We start from the raw sequence: 13,869 nt of genomic DNA, 5'->3' as shown, positions 1-13,869 counted from the left end.
GCATGGAAAAACGCGTCCGATTCCGGTCCCGCTGGCTGCCCTGGGTGCTCATCGCGCCGCAGATGGCGGTGGTGCTGGTGTTCTTCTTCTGGCCGGCCGCCCAGGCGCTCTACCAGAGCCTGCTGTCGCAGGACGCCTTCGGCATGTCGGTCGAGTTTGTCGGCCTGCAGAACTTCGAGCGGCTGTGGCACGACGAGAGCTACCTTGCATCGTTCAAGACGACGGCGCTGTTTTCGGTGCTGGTGGCCGCTTGCGGGCTGTCGATCGCGCTGCTGCTGGCGACCATGGCCAACCGGGTGGTGCGCGGCGCCCTCGCCTACCGCACGCTGCTGATCTGGCCCTATGCCGTCGCACCGGCCGTGGCCGGCGTGCTGTGGCTGTTCCTGTTCGCGCCGTCGATCGGCGTGGTCAGCCATGCCCTGCACACCATCGGCGTCGACTGGAACCATCTGCTGCAGGCGGGTGACGCGATGACGCTGGTGGTGATTGCCGCGGTCTGGAAGCAGATCTCGTACAACTTCCTGTTTTTCCTGGCCGGCCTGCAGTCCATCCCGCGCTCGCTGATCGAGGCCGCGGCCATCGACGGCGCCGGCCCCTGGCGACGCTTCTGGACCATCGTGTTCCCGCTGCTGTCGCCGACCACGTTTTTCCTGCTGGTGATCAACGTCGTCTACGCCTTCTTCGACACCTTCGCGATCGTCGACGCGGCCACCCAGGGCGGCCCGGGCAAGGAGACCGCGATCCTGGTCTACAAGCTCTATTACGACGGCTTCAAGGCGATGGACATGGGTGGCTCGGCGGCGCAGTCGGTGGTGCTGATGGTGATCGTCATCGCGCTCACTGTGGTGCAGTTCCGCTATGTTGAGCGTAAGGTGCAGTATTGACCGACCGAGGACACCCACCGCATGGTTGAACGCCGCCCCGCGCTGACGCTGCTGTCGCACCTGGTGCTGATCCTGGGCGTGCTGATCGTCGCCTTCCCGGTCTATGTGACCTTCGTCGCCTCGACCTACAGCGCCGAGCAGATCGCCCAGAGCCGACCACTGTCGCTATGGCCCGGCGACCAGTTCGTCGCCACCTACACCCGGGCGCTGTTCGGCGGCGAGGGCGATTACGGCGGCGTCAAGGCGCCTGTGGGCCGCATGATGTGGGTCAGCCTGGTGAGCGCGCTGGTGATCGCATTCGGCAAGATCGCCATCTCTCTGCTGTCGGCGTTTGCGGTCGTCTACTTCCGCTTTCCGCTGCGGCAGCTGTGCTTCTGGATGATCTTCGTGACGCTGATGCTGCCGGTGGAGGTGCGCATCGGGCCGACCTACGAAGTGGTCAGCCAGCTCGGCATGCTGAACACCTATGCGGGCCTGACCGTGCCCTTGATCGCCTCGGCCACCGCGACGTTTTTGTTCCGACAGTTTTTCCTGACGGTGCCCGAAGAACTGGCCGAAGCCGCCCGCATCGACGGCGCCGGCCCGATGCGCTTTTTCAAGGACGTGCTGCTGCCGCTGTCCAGCACCTCGATCGCCGCCTTGTTCGTGATCCAGTTCATCTACGGCTGGAACCAGTATCTGTGGCCCTTGCTGGTGACGACCAGCGAAGACATGACGCCGGTCGTGATGGGCATCAAGCGCCTGGTGGCCGGCGAGGCCTACACCGAATGGAACGTCGTGATGGCCACTGCCCTGCTCGCCATGCTGCCGCCGGCCGTGGTGGTGGTGCTGATGCAGAAGTGGTTCGTCAAGGGCCTGGTCGACACCGAGAAGTGACGCCGGCCCCCACCCCCAAGTTTCCGAGACCCGCACCCGACCCATGGCATCTTTGTCCCTCCGCAAGCTCGTCAAACGCTACGGCCACGGCGCCAAGGCGTCGCAGGTGCTCCACGGCGTCTCGGCCGACATCGCCGACGGCGAGTTCATCGTGATCGTCGGCCCGTCGGGCTGCGGCAAGTCGACACTGCTGCGGATGGTGGCGGGGCTGGAAGAGGTGAGCGACGGCGAGATCGCCATCGGCTCTCGTGTGGTCAACACGCTCGAGCCGTCCGAGCGCGACATCGCGATGGTGTTCCAGAACTACGCGCTGTATCCGCACATGAGCGTCTACGACAACATGGCCTACGGTCTGAAGATCAAGGGCCTTGCCAAGGACGACATCCGGTCTCGCGTCGAGAAGGCGGCGCGCATCCTCGAACTGTCGGCGCTGCTCGAGCGCAAGCCGCGCGAGCTGTCGGGCGGCCAGCGGCAGCGGGTGGCGATGGGCCGTGCCATCGTGCGCGAGCCGCAAGTGTTCCTGTTCGACGAACCGCTGTCCAACCTCGACGCCAAGCTGCGCGTGCAGACCCGGCTCGAGATCCAGAAGCTGCACCGCGAGCTCGGCATCACCTCGCTGTTCGTCACCCACGACCAGGTGGAGGCGATGACGCTGGCGCAGCGCATGATCGTGATGAACGCCGGTCGCATCGAGCAGATCGGCACACCCGACGAAGTGTATGCGGCCCCGGCTTCGACTTTCGTCGCCGGATTCATCGGCTCGCCGCCGATGAATCTGCTGCCGGGACGCCCGGACGGCAGCGACTGGGTGGTCGACCGCCAGCGGCTGGCCCTGCCGGCGGGCACCCGCATGCCGGCCGGCGACGCGCTCCTCGGGGTGCGGCCCGAACACCTGAGCGTCCGCCCCGAGGGTTGGCCCGCACGCGTCGAAATGGTCGAGGTGCTGGGCGCCGAACGGCTGCTGTATGTGACGCTCGGCGACACGCTGGCCGTCGTGCGCACCGACGACCAGAGCATGCGGCCCACGCCGGGCACGAGCTTGATGCTGAGCCCGCACCCGGGCAAGCTGCACTGGTTCGATGCCAACACGCGGCAACGGCTGTCTCCAGACGGCGGCAGGTGAGCCATGCACAGCACGGAGGTGATGGCATGAGCAGCGCCGCATGGCCTTATCCGCTGTGGGTCGCCCACCGCGGCGCCGGGCGTCTCGCACCCGAAAACACGCTGGCCGCCTTCCGCGTCGGTGCCGGGTTCGGCTACCGGATGTTCGAGTGCGACGTGAAGCTGAGCGCCGACGGCGAGTTGTTCCTGCTGCACGACGCCCGGCTCGAACGCACCAGCGACGGCACCGGTGTCGCGGGCGATCGGCCCTGGGCCGAATTGCGCCGCCTCGATGCCGGCAGCTGGCACAGCCGCACCTATGCCGGCGAGCCCTTGCCGACGCTCGACACCATCGCGCGTTATGTGCTGCGCAACGGCTACCACCTGAACGTCGAGATCAAGCCTTCGCCCGGCACCGAAGCGGCGACCGGCGCCGCCGTCGCGGACCGCTGCGCCCGCTTGTGGCGCGACAGCCGACCGGCCCCCGCCAGCCTGCCGTTGTTGACCTCGTTCCAACCCGAGGCTCTGCGGGCGGCCCAGGCGGCACAGCCTGGCCTGCCACGCGGCCTGCTGCTCGACCGCTGGCGCGACGGCTGGCTCGAAGAGGCGCAGTCGTTGGCCTGCGTCGCGGTGGTGGCCCACCATGCGCTGCTGGACGCCGAGTCGATCGCGACGCTGCATGCAGCGGACCTGCGCGTGCTGAGCTACACGGTCAACGACGCTTGCGAAGTCGAGCGTTTGCTGCAGGCCGGTATCGACGGCTTGATCACCGATGCCGTCGACCGCTTTGCTCCGGCAGGCCGATCGCCCGGTTGAGCAACGGCCTAGGGCCTGTTAACACTATGGGGGGACTCGCGCCGGCGCCTGCTGCGTTGCAAATGCTCGCCGTAGCCCCCGCTACGGCTGCGCTTTGCGCCTTGCAGGCGCCGCTTTGCTGAGTCACGCGAGCCCTCCCATAGTGTTAACAGGCCCTAATGCGGGAACACCCAGAGCAGCGCCAAGGTCATCACCAGATAGCGCAACAACTTGCCGATCGCCATGTAGAGCAAACAGGGCCAGAACGGCATCTGTAGCCACCCGGCCACACCGCACAGCGGATCGCCGACGACCGGTAGCCACGACATCAAGCACGCCTTAGGTCCGAAGCCGGCCAGCCACTGCAGCACGCGCGCCTTGGGGTGGTGGTGCGTCAGTTGTTCGTAGGCCTTCTCGGCACCGTAGCCCATCCAGTACGTGACGGCGCCGCCGGCGGTGTTGCCCGCGGTCGCCACCGCGATGCCCGCCCACAACAGATGCGGGTTCAGCTTGACCAGCCCGAACAAGGCCGGTTCGGAGCCGAGCGGCAACAGCGTCGCCGAGACGAGCGACACGACGAACAAGGTGCTGAGCCCGTACTCGGGCAGCGCGAGCATCGACAGCAATTGCTGCAACCACTGTTCCATGGCTGCGCATTATGGCGAGCGACGGCGGCGTCGCCCTCTTCATGAGTCGCAGTGGTGCCAGGGGGCTTCATTGCGTCTCGGAGCGCCGGCACTAGAACCGTGATGCGCTGCCCGGGCTTGGCGACCAATCGGTCGCTTCGCCCGCACCCACCGGTCCTTGCAGATTCGATGCCGACGACTGCGGATGGAAATGGCCCCGGCCCGCGGGGTAGGGCTGTGCGCGCGAGGAGCTGGTGGGTGGAACGGTGCCGGCGTTGCCCGTCGCCGCCCCCGGACGATCGGGGGCGAGCTGCACGTCATAGGCAGTGCCGCAAGCGACAAGCGGCGCGGCGACGAGGGCGACCAGGTACTTCGGGTTCATCTCAGCACTCCTTGCGACAGAAGGGACGACCGGCGGATGCCTACTGACGCGACCGACGGCGCCGGCTCAGGCAAGGACAGGGTTCAGCGACGCGGTCATGAACCAGTATCGGCGCTCCCCCCGCGCAGACCATGGGACCAATGTCCAATAGCGACGGCCGTGAGCGACGCGGCGACCGGGGCCAGCTGACGGCCGGGCACACCCGCCGCGGCGGCGGATGGACCGTTCGATGCGTGCGGCGCGCTCGCGGTCATAATCGCCCGGAGATCCTGCCGGGCCGGCGCTGCGCCGCTGCGGGGGACAGCGTGAGGCCGCGATTTGACCGCCACCGAAGGGCCTGGTTTGCCGCAGGCGTGCGACCCGCATGGGCCGCCTTGGCCCCCGCCGCCGCCTGCGGTCCACGAGAACTTCCGGCGGACCGGCGGTGAAGTCATGTGCCGACGACCTCGGCACCGGCTGCTCGGGGATACTGAGGCGCGTTCCTCGTATGACCGGTAGTGCATCCGATGCCGCTTTCGAGCATGACCCGACCCGCCTTTGAGCTTGCATATCGCGCCTTCCGAGCGCTCTTGCTGCTGGCATGGATGAGCTTCGTCGCGCTGTCCGCAGGCGCGACACCGGTGCCGGAGGTTCATCTCACCTCGACCTTTGCAGAGGTCGCACTCGGTCGCTCGTCCGAGGTGCTCCACGATCGCATGGGCACGATGGACCTGGAGGCCGTGCGAAGGTCGCAGCAGTGGCGTAAGTTGTCATCCGATGCGGTGCCGGGCGGCTACTCGCACGGCGTCTGGTGGATGCGGGTGCGTGTCACGAATTCGAGCGGCGCCCCCCTGCAAGCCATCCTCGACCTCAACAGTCCCTTGCAAGACTACGTGCAGCTTCTGCAGGTGGACCCTAGCGGTCACGTCGTGCATCAGGATGAGGCGGGCGACCATCTTCCGCTGTCGAGATGGAAGAGTGGCGGTCGCACGCTCAGATTCCTCGTCTCGCTGGGCACCGCGGAGAGCAGAGACCTGTATCTGCGGCTCGCCACCGAAGATGGGCTGCATGTTGGCGTCAGGCCGGCGTTGCGTTCGCTGCCAGAGCAGTCCCAACACGATCAGTTCGACACCTTGGTGCATGCGCTGTACTTCGGCATGATCCTGGCGCTGCTGCTCTACAACGTCGTCCTTTTCCTGTCCACGCGCGACCGGGCGCTCGCCTACTACGTTCTGCACCTGCTGGCATTCGGCACCTGGGCCTGGACCTTCCGCGGCTACGGGTTGAAGTACTTCTGGCCCGAATCGCCCGCGTTCAACCAGCATGTTCTGCTGGCCAGCATCAGCCTCAGCGTCGTGACCCAAAGCCTGTTCCTGATGCACTACATGAGAGTCCGGGTCGACGCTCCCCGGCTCTATCCCGTGCTGGTGGCCGTCACCGCGGCGAATGCCCTGGCGCTGCTCAGCCCGCTGCTCGGGGGCTACGCGGGCCCCTTCTTCTTGGCGTGCCTCGGGGTTCTGGCCGGTGTGGTGATCACCTACGCCTGTGCCGGGTACTTGCTCCGCAAGCGCTCCCGGCCGGCCCTGATCGTTTTCGTGTCGTTCGCCGCGCTCGCTTTGGGCGTCACGATGTATCTCCTGCGGCTCCTCGGGGCCCTTCAGCCCAACTTCATGACCGAGTACGGCCCCGAGATCGGTTCGGCCCTGCAGATGCTCCTGCTGGCCCTTGGGCTCGCCGATCAGATGAACACGCTGCGCGAGCAGAAGCTGCAAGCGGAACGTCACGCCGCGGCCGCCCAGATGGCCCTGGTCGAACAGCTGGACACGCTCGTGAAGGCGCGCACCCAGGAACTCGAGCAGGTCAATGCAAAACTTGCCGACTTGTCGATCAAGGATGAGCTGACAGGGGCATACAACAAGCGCCACTTCACGGAAGTGTTCCAGACCGAGCTGGCCCGATACGGCAGGCAAGGAGGTGTGCTGTCCTTCTGTATGTTCGACGTGGATTTCTTCAAGGCCTACAACGACCGCTATGGTCATCCCGCGGGCGACGCCGTGCTGCGCAAGGTGGCTGCCACCGTCAGGGCTCGACTCCGGCGAAAGGGAGACCGGCTGTTTCGTCTCGGCGGCGAAGAGTTCGGCGTGCTGCTGAGCGTCGACAGGCCTGCAGACACCGTGGCTCGGTACATCGATGGGCTGCGCCAGGCGATCGCGGATTTGGGGGTGACCCATGAAGGGTCTCCGTTCGGCAAGCTCACGGCGAGCTTCGGGCTTGTCATCCTCGGCTCGGCCTCGCAAGGTGAAGCGCTGGACCCAGAGGCCGTGTACGCGCTCGCGGACCGGCAGCTGTACGAAGCCAAGCGCAACGGCCGCAATAGGGTAGAGGTCGAAGCCTAGGAGCCGGCAGGACCTTCAGCGCCAGGAGGGGTCGGCGCGGCCGAGCGCAGGCCCGAGAGAAGGTCAGCGCCCGCTTACACGCGCCCCTTGCCGCTGAACACGCGTGATGCACGAACGGATGCATCGCCACCACGGGGGATGTTTCAGACACGGAAAGTCACACCCGTTATACTCTGCCTCCTTTTTCAGCACACCCACTCCCGTTCCACCATGCACATCGGCCCGTACGAGCTGGCGAACTCGCTATTCGTCGCCCCCATGGCGGGTGTGACGGACCGGCCCTTTCGCCGCCTGTGCAAGCGCCTCGGTGCAGGTTATGCGGTCAGCGAGATGGTCACCTCGCGCAAGGACTTGTGGAACAGCCTGAAGACCTCGCGTCGCGCCAACCACGACGGTGAAGCAGCGCCGATCGCCGTGCAGATCGCCGGCACCGAGCCGATCATGATGGCCGAGGCCGCGGTCTACAACATCGAACGCGGCGCCCAGATCATCGACATCAACATGGGCTGCCCGGCCAAGAAGGTGTGCAACAAATGGGCCGGGTCCGCGCTGATGCAGGACGAGACGCTGGCGCTGCACATCGTCGAGGCCGTCGTCACCGCTTGCGCACCGCACGGCGTGCCGGTGACGCTCAAGATGCGCACCGGCTGGTGCCAGCAGCACAAGAACGCGTTGACGATCGCCCGTGCGGCCGAGTCGGCCGGCATCGCGATGCTGACCGTGCACGGGCGCACCCGCGAGCAGGGCTACAAGGGCGAGGCCGAATACGACACCATTGCCGCGGTGAAGGCCGCGCTGCGCATCCCCGTCGTCGCCAACGGGGACATCACCAGCGCCGAGAAGGCGCGCGCCGTGCTACAGGCCACCGGGGCCGACGCGTTGATGATCGGCCGTGCGGCCCAGGGGCGGCCGTGGATCTTCCGTGAGATCGCCCACTACCTCGCCACCGGCGAGGTCCTGCCGCAGCCCTACGTGCACGAGGTGCGGCAGTGGCTGGTCGAGCACCTGCACGACCACTACGACCTGTATGGTGAATACACCGGCGTGCGCACCGCGCGCAAGCATATCGGCTGGTATGTGCGCGCCCTGCCGGGGGGCGAGGCCTTCCGCGCCGAGATGAACAGCCTAGAAAGCTGCGAGCAGCAACTGCTCGCCGTTGACACCTTTTTCCACCGTTTGGCACTGTCGCACGAGCGTCTGCCAACCGCAGCCGCGTCCCTGGCCGACGACGACGCCGACCTACCGATCCGGGAAGCCGCATGAGCAAGAAGAACATAGAAGAATGCATCCGCAGCAGCTTGGAGTCCTACTTCAAGGATCTGCGCGGTGAAGAGCCGCACTCGATGTACGACATGATCCTCAAGGTCGTCGAGAAACCGCTGCTCGAGACGGTGATGCAACAAGCCGAAGGCAACCAGTCGCGGGCTGCCGAATGGCTGGGCATCAACCGCAACACCCTGCGACGCAAGCTCGTCGAACACAAGCTGCTCAAGTGAAGACGCGCGAGCAGCGACCGCCCCATTCCTGACCTACCCTGCCCCGATCATGCAAGCCCTGCTCTCCGTATCCGACAAAACCGGCATCGTCGAATTTGCCCAAGCGCTGCACGCCCTCGGCGTCAAGCTGCTGTCCACCGGAGGCACGGCCAAGCTGCTGGCCGAGAAGGGCCTGCCGGTGACCGAAGTGGCCGAGGTGACCGGCTTCCCCGAGATGCTCGATGGCCGCGTCAAGACGCTGCACCCGCGCATCCACGGCGGCCTGCTGGCGCGCCGCGACCTGCCCGAGCACATGGCCGCGCTGCAAAGCCACGGCATCGCCACCATCGACCTGCTGATCGTCAACCTCTACCCGTTCAAGCAGGCCACCGCCCGGCCCGATTGCACGCTGGAAGATGCGATCGAAAACATCGACATCGGCGGCCCGGCGATGCTGCGTGCGGCCGCCAAGAACTGGCAGGACGTCGCGGTCGTGATCGACCCGAGCGACTACACCCAGGTGCTGGCTGAGCTGAAGGCTGGCCAGCTCGAACGCGCCACCAAGTTCCGGCTGGCCAAGAAGGTGTTTGCCCACACGGCCGCCTACGACGGCATGATCACCAACTACCTGACGTCGCTGCAGGACGGCGCCGAAGCCGCCACCGGCGCGGTGCCGCAGCGCCTCGATCACCCCGCGGTGTTCAACCTGCAGCTGCACAAGGCGCAAGACATGCGCTATGGCGAGAACCCGCACCAGGGTGCCGCCTTCTACCGCGAGACCAGCCCGGTGGCCGGCAGCCTGGCGCACTACCGCCAGCTGCAGGGCAAGGAACTGTCGTACAACAACATTGCCGACGCCGACGCGGCGTGGGAATGTGTGAAGACCTTCGACGCGCCGGCCTGCGTCATCATCAAGCACGCCAACCCCTGCGGGGTCGCGGTGGCCGGTAACGCCGCCGACGCCTATGCCAAGGCCTTCAAGACCGATTCGACCTCGGCATTCGGCGGCATCATCGCGTTCAACCAGACACTCGACCGCGCTGCCGCCGAGTTGGTGGCCAAGCAGTTCGTCGAGGTGCTGATCGCACCCGACTACACCCCGGAAGCGCTGGAGATCTTCAAGGCCAAGCAGAACGTGCGCTTGCTGCAGGTGCCGCTGGCGCGCGAGGCCAACCCGTTCGACCTGAAGCGTGTGGGCGGCGGCGTGCTGCTGCAGTCGGCCGATGCGAAAAACGTCAGCGCCGGCGAGCTGCGGGTGGTCAGTGCCAAGCAACCGACCCCGCAGCAGATGCAAGACCTGCTGTTTGCCTGGAAGGTCGCCAAGTTCGTCAAGAGCAATGCGATCGTGTTCTGTGCCGACGGCATGACGCTGGGCGTCGGCGCTGGCCAGATGAGCCGCGTCGACTCGGCCCGCATCGCGTCGATCAAGGCCGAGAACGCGGGCCTGACGCTGGCCGGCTCGGCGGTTGCGAGCGACGCCTTCTTCCCCTTCCGTGACGGCCTCGACGTCGTGTGCGATGCAGGCGCGACCTGCGTGATCCAGCCGGGCGGCAGCATGCGCGACGACGAGGTCATCGCGGCGGCCAACGAGCGCGGCATCGCGATGGTGTTCACGGGCACCCGCCACTTCCGACATTGAGCCGCTCCGGGCCCACCCCTGGCGCCGTCGCCGGCGTGACGGCGCCACGGGCGGCGGGTCCGCTACCATCGGCACATGAGCCTTCCCGACACTGCGGGGCTGCTGCTGTCCTCCGTCGCGCGCCTGGTCACCGGTGCGCAGGGCCATTGGTACGGCTGCGTGCCCAAGGCCGAGCAGCGCATCTACTTCGCCAACCACCAAAGCCATCTCGACTGGGTCTTGATCTGGTGTGCGCTGCCGCGTGAGCTGCGCTCGCGCACACGGCCCATCGCCGCCAAAGACTACTGGACCGCGACGCCGTTCAAACACTGGATCACCCGCGAGGTGTTCAACGCGGTCTACGTCAACCGCCAGCGCACCGACGACCAGGACCCGCTCGAGCCGCTGGTCGACGCGCTGCGCCACGGTGATTCGCTGGTGATCTTCCCCGAAGGCACGCGCAGCAGCCTCGGCGATCCGCAGCCCTTCAAGTCGGGCCTCTACCACCTGGCCAAACAGTTCCCCGAGGTGCAGCTGATCCCGGCCTGGATCGACAACGTCCAGCGCGTGATGCCCAAGGGAGAGGTGGTGCCGGTGCCGATCCTGTGTTCGGTCACCTTCGGTGCCCCGATGCAGCTGTTGCCCGACGAAGACAAGCGCACCTTCCTCGAACGCGCCCGCGAAGCCGTGACCTCGCTGCGCAAGCTGAGCGGGAGCGCGTGATGGGCGACGTCCTGAAGCAGCTGCGCGGCTGGACCGCCAGCGAGCAGATCGGCCTGCTCTTCATCATCGTGTTCGGCCTGCTCGGCATTGCCACGATGATCGGCGTGGCCATGAGCGTGAGAGCCGAAGACGAGGCCCGGACGCTGCGGGCCGAGCGCTTCAAGCGCCAGCTGCGCACCACCTGGGTGATGGTGACGGTGTTCTGGATCGCCTGGATCGCCGGCACCTTCGTGTCACTGCTGCTGTTCGGCTTGGTGTCGTTCTTTGCGCTGCGCGAATTCATCACGCTGTCGCACACGCGCCGGGGCGACCACCGCAGCCTGATCCTGGCCTTCTTTGTGGTGCTGCCGGTGCAGTATTCACTGGTTGGCGCCCGCTATTTCGACCTGTTCTCGGTCTTCATCCCGGTCTACGTGTTCTTCGCGATCCCGGTCATCAGCGCGGTGGCCAACGACCCGGAGCGGTTCCTCGAGCGCAACGCCAAGATCCAGTGGGGCATCATGGTGTGCGTCTACGGCTTGAGCCATGCGCCGGCGCTGTTGCGGCTCGACTTCCGCGGCTACGAGGAGCGAGGCGCCTTCCTGGTGTTCTTTCTCGTCTTCGTCGTGCAATCCTGCATGCTGCTGCAGGACTATGTCGGGCGACACTATCCGTTCAAGCCGGTGGCGCCGCGCATCAGCAGCTCCTTCTCGTGGGGGGCTGCCGCGATCGGCGTGTTCGGCGGCGCCCTGATCGGCGCCCTGCTCTACTGGATCACGCCGTTCAAGGCGGGCCAGGCCCTCGGCATGGCCTTGATCGCCTGCGCCGCCGGCACCTTGGGCGATTTTGTGATGAAGGCGTTGAAAAAGGATGCGGGCGTGCACTACTGGGGCAACGAAGGGCGGCTGGTGACCGGCGCCGTCGGCCTGCTCGACCGGGTGGCGGCGATCAGCTTCGCCGCGCCGGTGTTCTTTCATTCGGTGCGCTGGTACTTCCGGCTATGAGGGTGCTCGGCATCGACCCCGGCCTGCAGACCACCGGCTTCGGCGTGGTGGATGTGGACGGCGCGCAGCTGCACTACGTCGCCAGCGGCACCATCAAGACCCGCGACGCGGCCCAGGGCGACCTGCCAGGGCGTCTCAAGATCATCTTCGACGGTGTGCAGGAGGTGGTGCGGCGCTACCAGCCCACCACCGCCTCGGTCGAGATCGTGTTCGTCAACGTCAACCCGCAGTCCACGCTGCTGCTGGGGCAGGCCCGCGGGGCGGCCCTGGCCGGGCTGGTCAGCTGCCAGCTGAGCGTCAGCGAGTACACCGCGCTGCAGATGAAAAAGGCCATCACCGGCCATGGTCTGGCCCGCAAGGAGCAGATCCAGGAGATGGTCGCCCGGCTGCTCAAGCTGCCTGCGGTGCCGAGCAAGGACGCGGCTGACGCGCTCGGCATCGCCATCTGCCATGCGCATGCGGGCCGGTCGTTCGACGCCATCGCCAAGGCCGGCGGCACGCTGACCCGGCGTGCGCACGCGCACTACAAGGGCGGGCGCAGCTACTGAGGCTGGCACGCGTCGGGCCGGCTGCCCCTAGCGAGGTTCCCTTCGCCCCCCGATCCTGACGGCAGAGCCGATTTCGGTCAGCTTCCTGCGCACCCAGCGCAGCGCCGCCCCCATGGCAGGGCTTTGCGCACAAGGAACAACGTTTTGACAGTTCACTCCTAAGCGACTGCAATCCTGTCCAACTCCTCGCGAACGAAGGCGGCTTGGCGCTGCGCCGTCGCAAGGTCGCACTCGTGACTGTCGTAGAGCATCAACAGTTTCCCCGAGCCGTCGCGGAACGGTACCAACAGCAAACAGCGAGCGTATTCCGGCCAGCTCGGAGTGCCCACTGTTGCCTCCCGCATCGGGCCCAGCCGGATCTGCTGCTCGTCGACGATGGCAGACGCCACGACAGGAAGAATGTTGACCTCCAAATCGGAGAGTCCGTACGGATGCAGATACAGCTCGGGGCGGAGTTGCTGAACCAGATACCAGTACGGCAACCGGTTGCGTTCATGGTCGGTGTAAGCGGCGTCCAGCGCGTCTGCCGCCGTCCGGAGCGCGCCCTCGTGAGCCTCCGCGGGCACACGTACAGGGAGGATGCCGAACATGTTGTTCACCACGGCAGCACTGCCTTCGACCTGTCGGTTGGCAGTGATCGTTTTCACGACACAGTTGCACCGGCCGAACAGCACGCGCTCGGACCGGGCAAGGGCCAGCATCGCCAGCGTTGTGACGCGCACGCGCCACGCCTTGGACGCGGCACACAGTCGGAGCCAGAGCGGCCACTCCAAAGGCGCCTCTGCGTAGCCTACCGAATCCGGCTGCGCGGCGCCTGCATCCCAGGTGGTGCCCAGAAGAAAGTCCTGGAAGCAGGAGCGGTTCCACTCGAGGCGTCTGTGGCCCTCTGCCGACGGCAACAATTCGGCCTCGGCCAGGGCCTGAAGGTCAGGCGGGTGACCGCCAAGTGCAAGCCCTGGAAGGCGAGCATCCGTCTCGGCACCATAGGCGGACGCGAAGTCCTGCAGGATCAGCCGCAGCGAGCTGGCGTCGGAGATCAGGTGGTTGAGGCAGAGCACCAGGGCGACAAGCCGCCCCTCACGGACGAAAACGTGAAATCGCCACATGGGCGCCTCGAAGAAGCTGAGGGGCCGCAAGTGCAGCTCCTGGGCAACCTGCCGCACCTTCTCAACCAAGGATTCGGTGTCGCCCAGGGTTGTCATCGTCAACGGACTCGAGATCTGCTGTTGCGCGAGAAACTGAACTCCGGCCGCCTCGACCGCGACCCGCGCCCGCAGCAATGGGTGCCGGGCCATCACCGCTTGCAATCCCCTTTGCACGGCGATCGCGTCGAACTTCGCGTCGACCCAGCACGAAACAGTGATGTTGTTGAGCAACGGCTCTCCGGCGGTGTGGGCGAGCCGAACGTAGCGCCGCTGAGCGGAATTCAGCAGATAGGCATCCGTGTTCATCATGCTCCCTTGCGCGACCTGTAGATCGCCTG

The 13,869-nt window shown here is 66.4% G+C and carries 14 protein-coding genes; 11 read left to right on the top strand and 3 right to left on the bottom strand.

Annotated elements, in window-relative coordinates; genetic code table 11:
• Positions 1–2: 2 nt before the first annotated feature.
• Genes ugpA through ugpQ form a run of 4 tightly spaced genes read left to right on the top strand, consistent with a single transcriptional unit; the run spans position 3 to position 3,677 of the window.
• Positions 3–884: a sn-glycerol-3-phosphate ABC transporter permease UgpA gene (gene ugpA, locus AAW51_RS06005; protein ID WP_047193887.1), complete on the top strand. Its 882-nt coding sequence runs from the start codon at positions 3–5 to the stop codon at positions 882–884.
• A 21-nt stretch (positions 885–905) separates the two neighbouring features.
• Positions 906–1,760, top strand: a complete 855-nt coding sequence (ugpE, locus tag AAW51_RS06000; RefSeq protein WP_047193886.1) for a sn-glycerol-3-phosphate ABC transporter permease UgpE — start codon at positions 906–908, stop codon at positions 1,758–1,760.
• A gap of 43 nt (positions 1,761–1,803) precedes the next feature.
• Complete coding sequence (locus tag AAW51_RS05995) at positions 1,804–2,883, top strand: sn-glycerol-3-phosphate import ATP-binding protein UgpC (RefSeq protein WP_047193885.1); 1,080 nt, start codon at positions 1,804–1,806, stop codon at positions 2,881–2,883.
• A gap of 26 nt (positions 2,884–2,909) precedes the next feature.
• Positions 2,910–3,677, top strand: a complete 768-nt coding sequence (gene ugpQ / locus AAW51_RS05990; RefSeq protein WP_047193884.1) for a glycerophosphodiester phosphodiesterase — start codon at positions 2,910–2,912, stop codon at positions 3,675–3,677.
• A 155-nt stretch (positions 3,678–3,832) separates the two neighbouring features.
• Here the strand turns inward: ugpQ and AAW51_RS05985 are convergent, their stop codons facing one another.
• Positions 3,833–4,303: a YqaA family protein gene (locus AAW51_RS05985; RefSeq protein WP_047193883.1), complete on the bottom strand. Its 471-nt coding sequence runs from the start codon at positions 4,301–4,303 to the stop codon at positions 3,833–3,835.
• A gap of 91 nt (positions 4,304–4,394) precedes the next feature.
• Entirely contained in the window at positions 4,395–4,664 is a 270-nt protein-coding gene (locus tag AAW51_RS05980; RefSeq protein WP_047193882.1) for a hypothetical protein, read from the bottom strand.
• Positions 4,665–5,185: 521 nt separating this feature from the next.
• Here AAW51_RS05980 and AAW51_RS05975 point away from each other — a divergent pair.
• The 7 genes from AAW51_RS05975 (at position 5,186) to ruvC (ending at position 12,386) form a co-directional block, all read left to right on the top strand.
• A complete protein-coding gene (locus tag AAW51_RS05975) occupies positions 5,186–7,039 on the top strand; it encodes a sensor domain-containing diguanylate cyclase (RefSeq protein WP_169787989.1) in 1,854 nt (617 codons plus the stop codon).
• A gap of 210 nt (positions 7,040–7,249) precedes the next feature.
• Positions 7,250–8,302: a tRNA dihydrouridine synthase DusB gene (dusB, locus tag AAW51_RS05970; RefSeq protein ID WP_047193880.1), complete on the top strand. Its 1,053-nt coding sequence runs from the start codon at positions 7,250–7,252 to the stop codon at positions 8,300–8,302.
• Positions 8,299–8,535: a Fis family transcriptional regulator gene (locus AAW51_RS05965; RefSeq protein WP_047193879.1), complete on the top strand. Its 237-nt coding sequence runs from the start codon at positions 8,299–8,301 to the stop codon at positions 8,533–8,535. Before dusB ends, AAW51_RS05965 begins: the two co-directional genes overlap by 4 nt.
• Positions 8,536–8,584: 49 nt before the next feature.
• On the top strand, positions 8,585–10,153 hold the full coding sequence (purH, locus tag AAW51_RS05960) for a bifunctional phosphoribosylaminoimidazolecarboxamide formyltransferase/IMP cyclohydrolase (RefSeq protein WP_047193878.1): 1,569 nt from the start codon (positions 8,585–8,587) through the stop codon (positions 10,151–10,153).
• A 75-nt stretch (positions 10,154–10,228) separates the two neighbouring features.
• On the top strand, positions 10,229–10,855 hold the full coding sequence (locus AAW51_RS05955) for a lysophospholipid acyltransferase family protein (RefSeq protein WP_047193877.1): 627 nt from the start codon (positions 10,229–10,231) through the stop codon (positions 10,853–10,855).
• Entirely contained in the window at positions 10,855–11,838 is a 984-nt protein-coding gene (locus AAW51_RS05950; protein ID WP_047193876.1) for a phosphatidate cytidylyltransferase, read from the top strand. The genes AAW51_RS05955 and AAW51_RS05950 overlap by 1 nt, the downstream gene beginning before the upstream one ends.
• Positions 11,835–12,386 carry a crossover junction endodeoxyribonuclease RuvC gene (ruvC, locus tag AAW51_RS05945; protein WP_047193875.1) on the top strand — a complete coding sequence of 184 codons (552 nt, stop codon included), beginning with the start codon at positions 11,835–11,837 and terminating at the stop codon, positions 12,384–12,386. Before AAW51_RS05950 ends, ruvC begins: the two co-directional genes overlap by 4 nt.
• A gap of 158 nt (positions 12,387–12,544) precedes the next feature.
• Here ruvC and AAW51_RS05940 read toward each other — a convergent pair whose 3' ends face one another.
• Positions 12,545–13,840, bottom strand: a complete 1,296-nt coding sequence (locus AAW51_RS05940) for a condensation domain-containing protein (protein WP_169787988.1) — start codon at positions 13,838–13,840, stop codon at positions 12,545–12,547.
• Between the last annotated feature and the right edge of the window lie 29 nt (positions 13,841–13,869).

Origin of the sequence: Caldimonas brevitalea (assembly GCF_001017435.1) — a bacterium.
GTDB lineage: Bacteria > Pseudomonadota > Gammaproteobacteria > Burkholderiales > Burkholderiaceae_C > Caldimonas > Caldimonas brevitalea.
The sequence above is the reverse complement of the archived record's forward strand: the minus strand, read 5'-3'. Positions and strand labels throughout refer to the sequence as shown.

Coding starts and splice junctions, on each gene's coding strand:
- ugpQ (WP_047193884.1), top strand. CDS start 2,910: ATGAGCAGCGCCGCATGGCCTTATCCGCTGTGGGTCGCCCACCGCGGC.
- ugpA (WP_047193887.1), top strand. CDS start 3: ATGGAAAAACGCGTCCGATTCCGGTCCCGCTGGCTGCCCTGGGTGCTC.
- AAW51_RS05950 (WP_047193876.1), top strand. CDS start 10,855: ATGGGCGACGTCCTGAAGCAGCTGCGCGGCTGGACCGCCAGCGAGCAG.
- AAW51_RS05965 (WP_047193879.1), top strand. CDS start 8,299: ATGAGCAAGAAGAACATAGAAGAATGCATCCGCAGCAGCTTGGAGTCC.
- dusB (WP_047193880.1), top strand. CDS start 7,250: ATGCACATCGGCCCGTACGAGCTGGCGAACTCGCTATTCGTCGCCCCC.
- AAW51_RS05940 (WP_169787988.1), bottom strand. CDS start 13,840: ATGATGAACACGGATGCCTATCTGCTGAATTCCGCTCAGCGGCGCTAC.
- AAW51_RS05980 (WP_047193882.1), bottom strand. CDS start 4,664: ATGAACCCGAAGTACCTGGTCGCCCTCGTCGCCGCGCCGCTTGTCGCT.
- AAW51_RS05975 (WP_169787989.1), top strand. CDS start 5,186: ATGACCCGACCCGCCTTTGAGCTTGCATATCGCGCCTTCCGAGCGCTC.
- ugpE (WP_047193886.1), top strand. CDS start 906: ATGGTTGAACGCCGCCCCGCGCTGACGCTGCTGTCGCACCTGGTGCTG.
- purH (WP_047193878.1), top strand. CDS start 8,585: ATGCAAGCCCTGCTCTCCGTATCCGACAAAACCGGCATCGTCGAATTT.
- AAW51_RS05995 (WP_047193885.1), top strand. CDS start 1,804: ATGGCATCTTTGTCCCTCCGCAAGCTCGTCAAACGCTACGGCCACGGC.
- AAW51_RS05985 (WP_047193883.1), bottom strand. CDS start 4,303: ATGGAACAGTGGTTGCAGCAATTGCTGTCGATGCTCGCGCTGCCCGAG.
- ruvC (WP_047193875.1), top strand. CDS start 11,835: ATGAGGGTGCTCGGCATCGACCCCGGCCTGCAGACCACCGGCTTCGGC.
- AAW51_RS05955 (WP_047193877.1), top strand. CDS start 10,229: ATGAGCCTTCCCGACACTGCGGGGCTGCTGCTGTCCTCCGTCGCGCGC.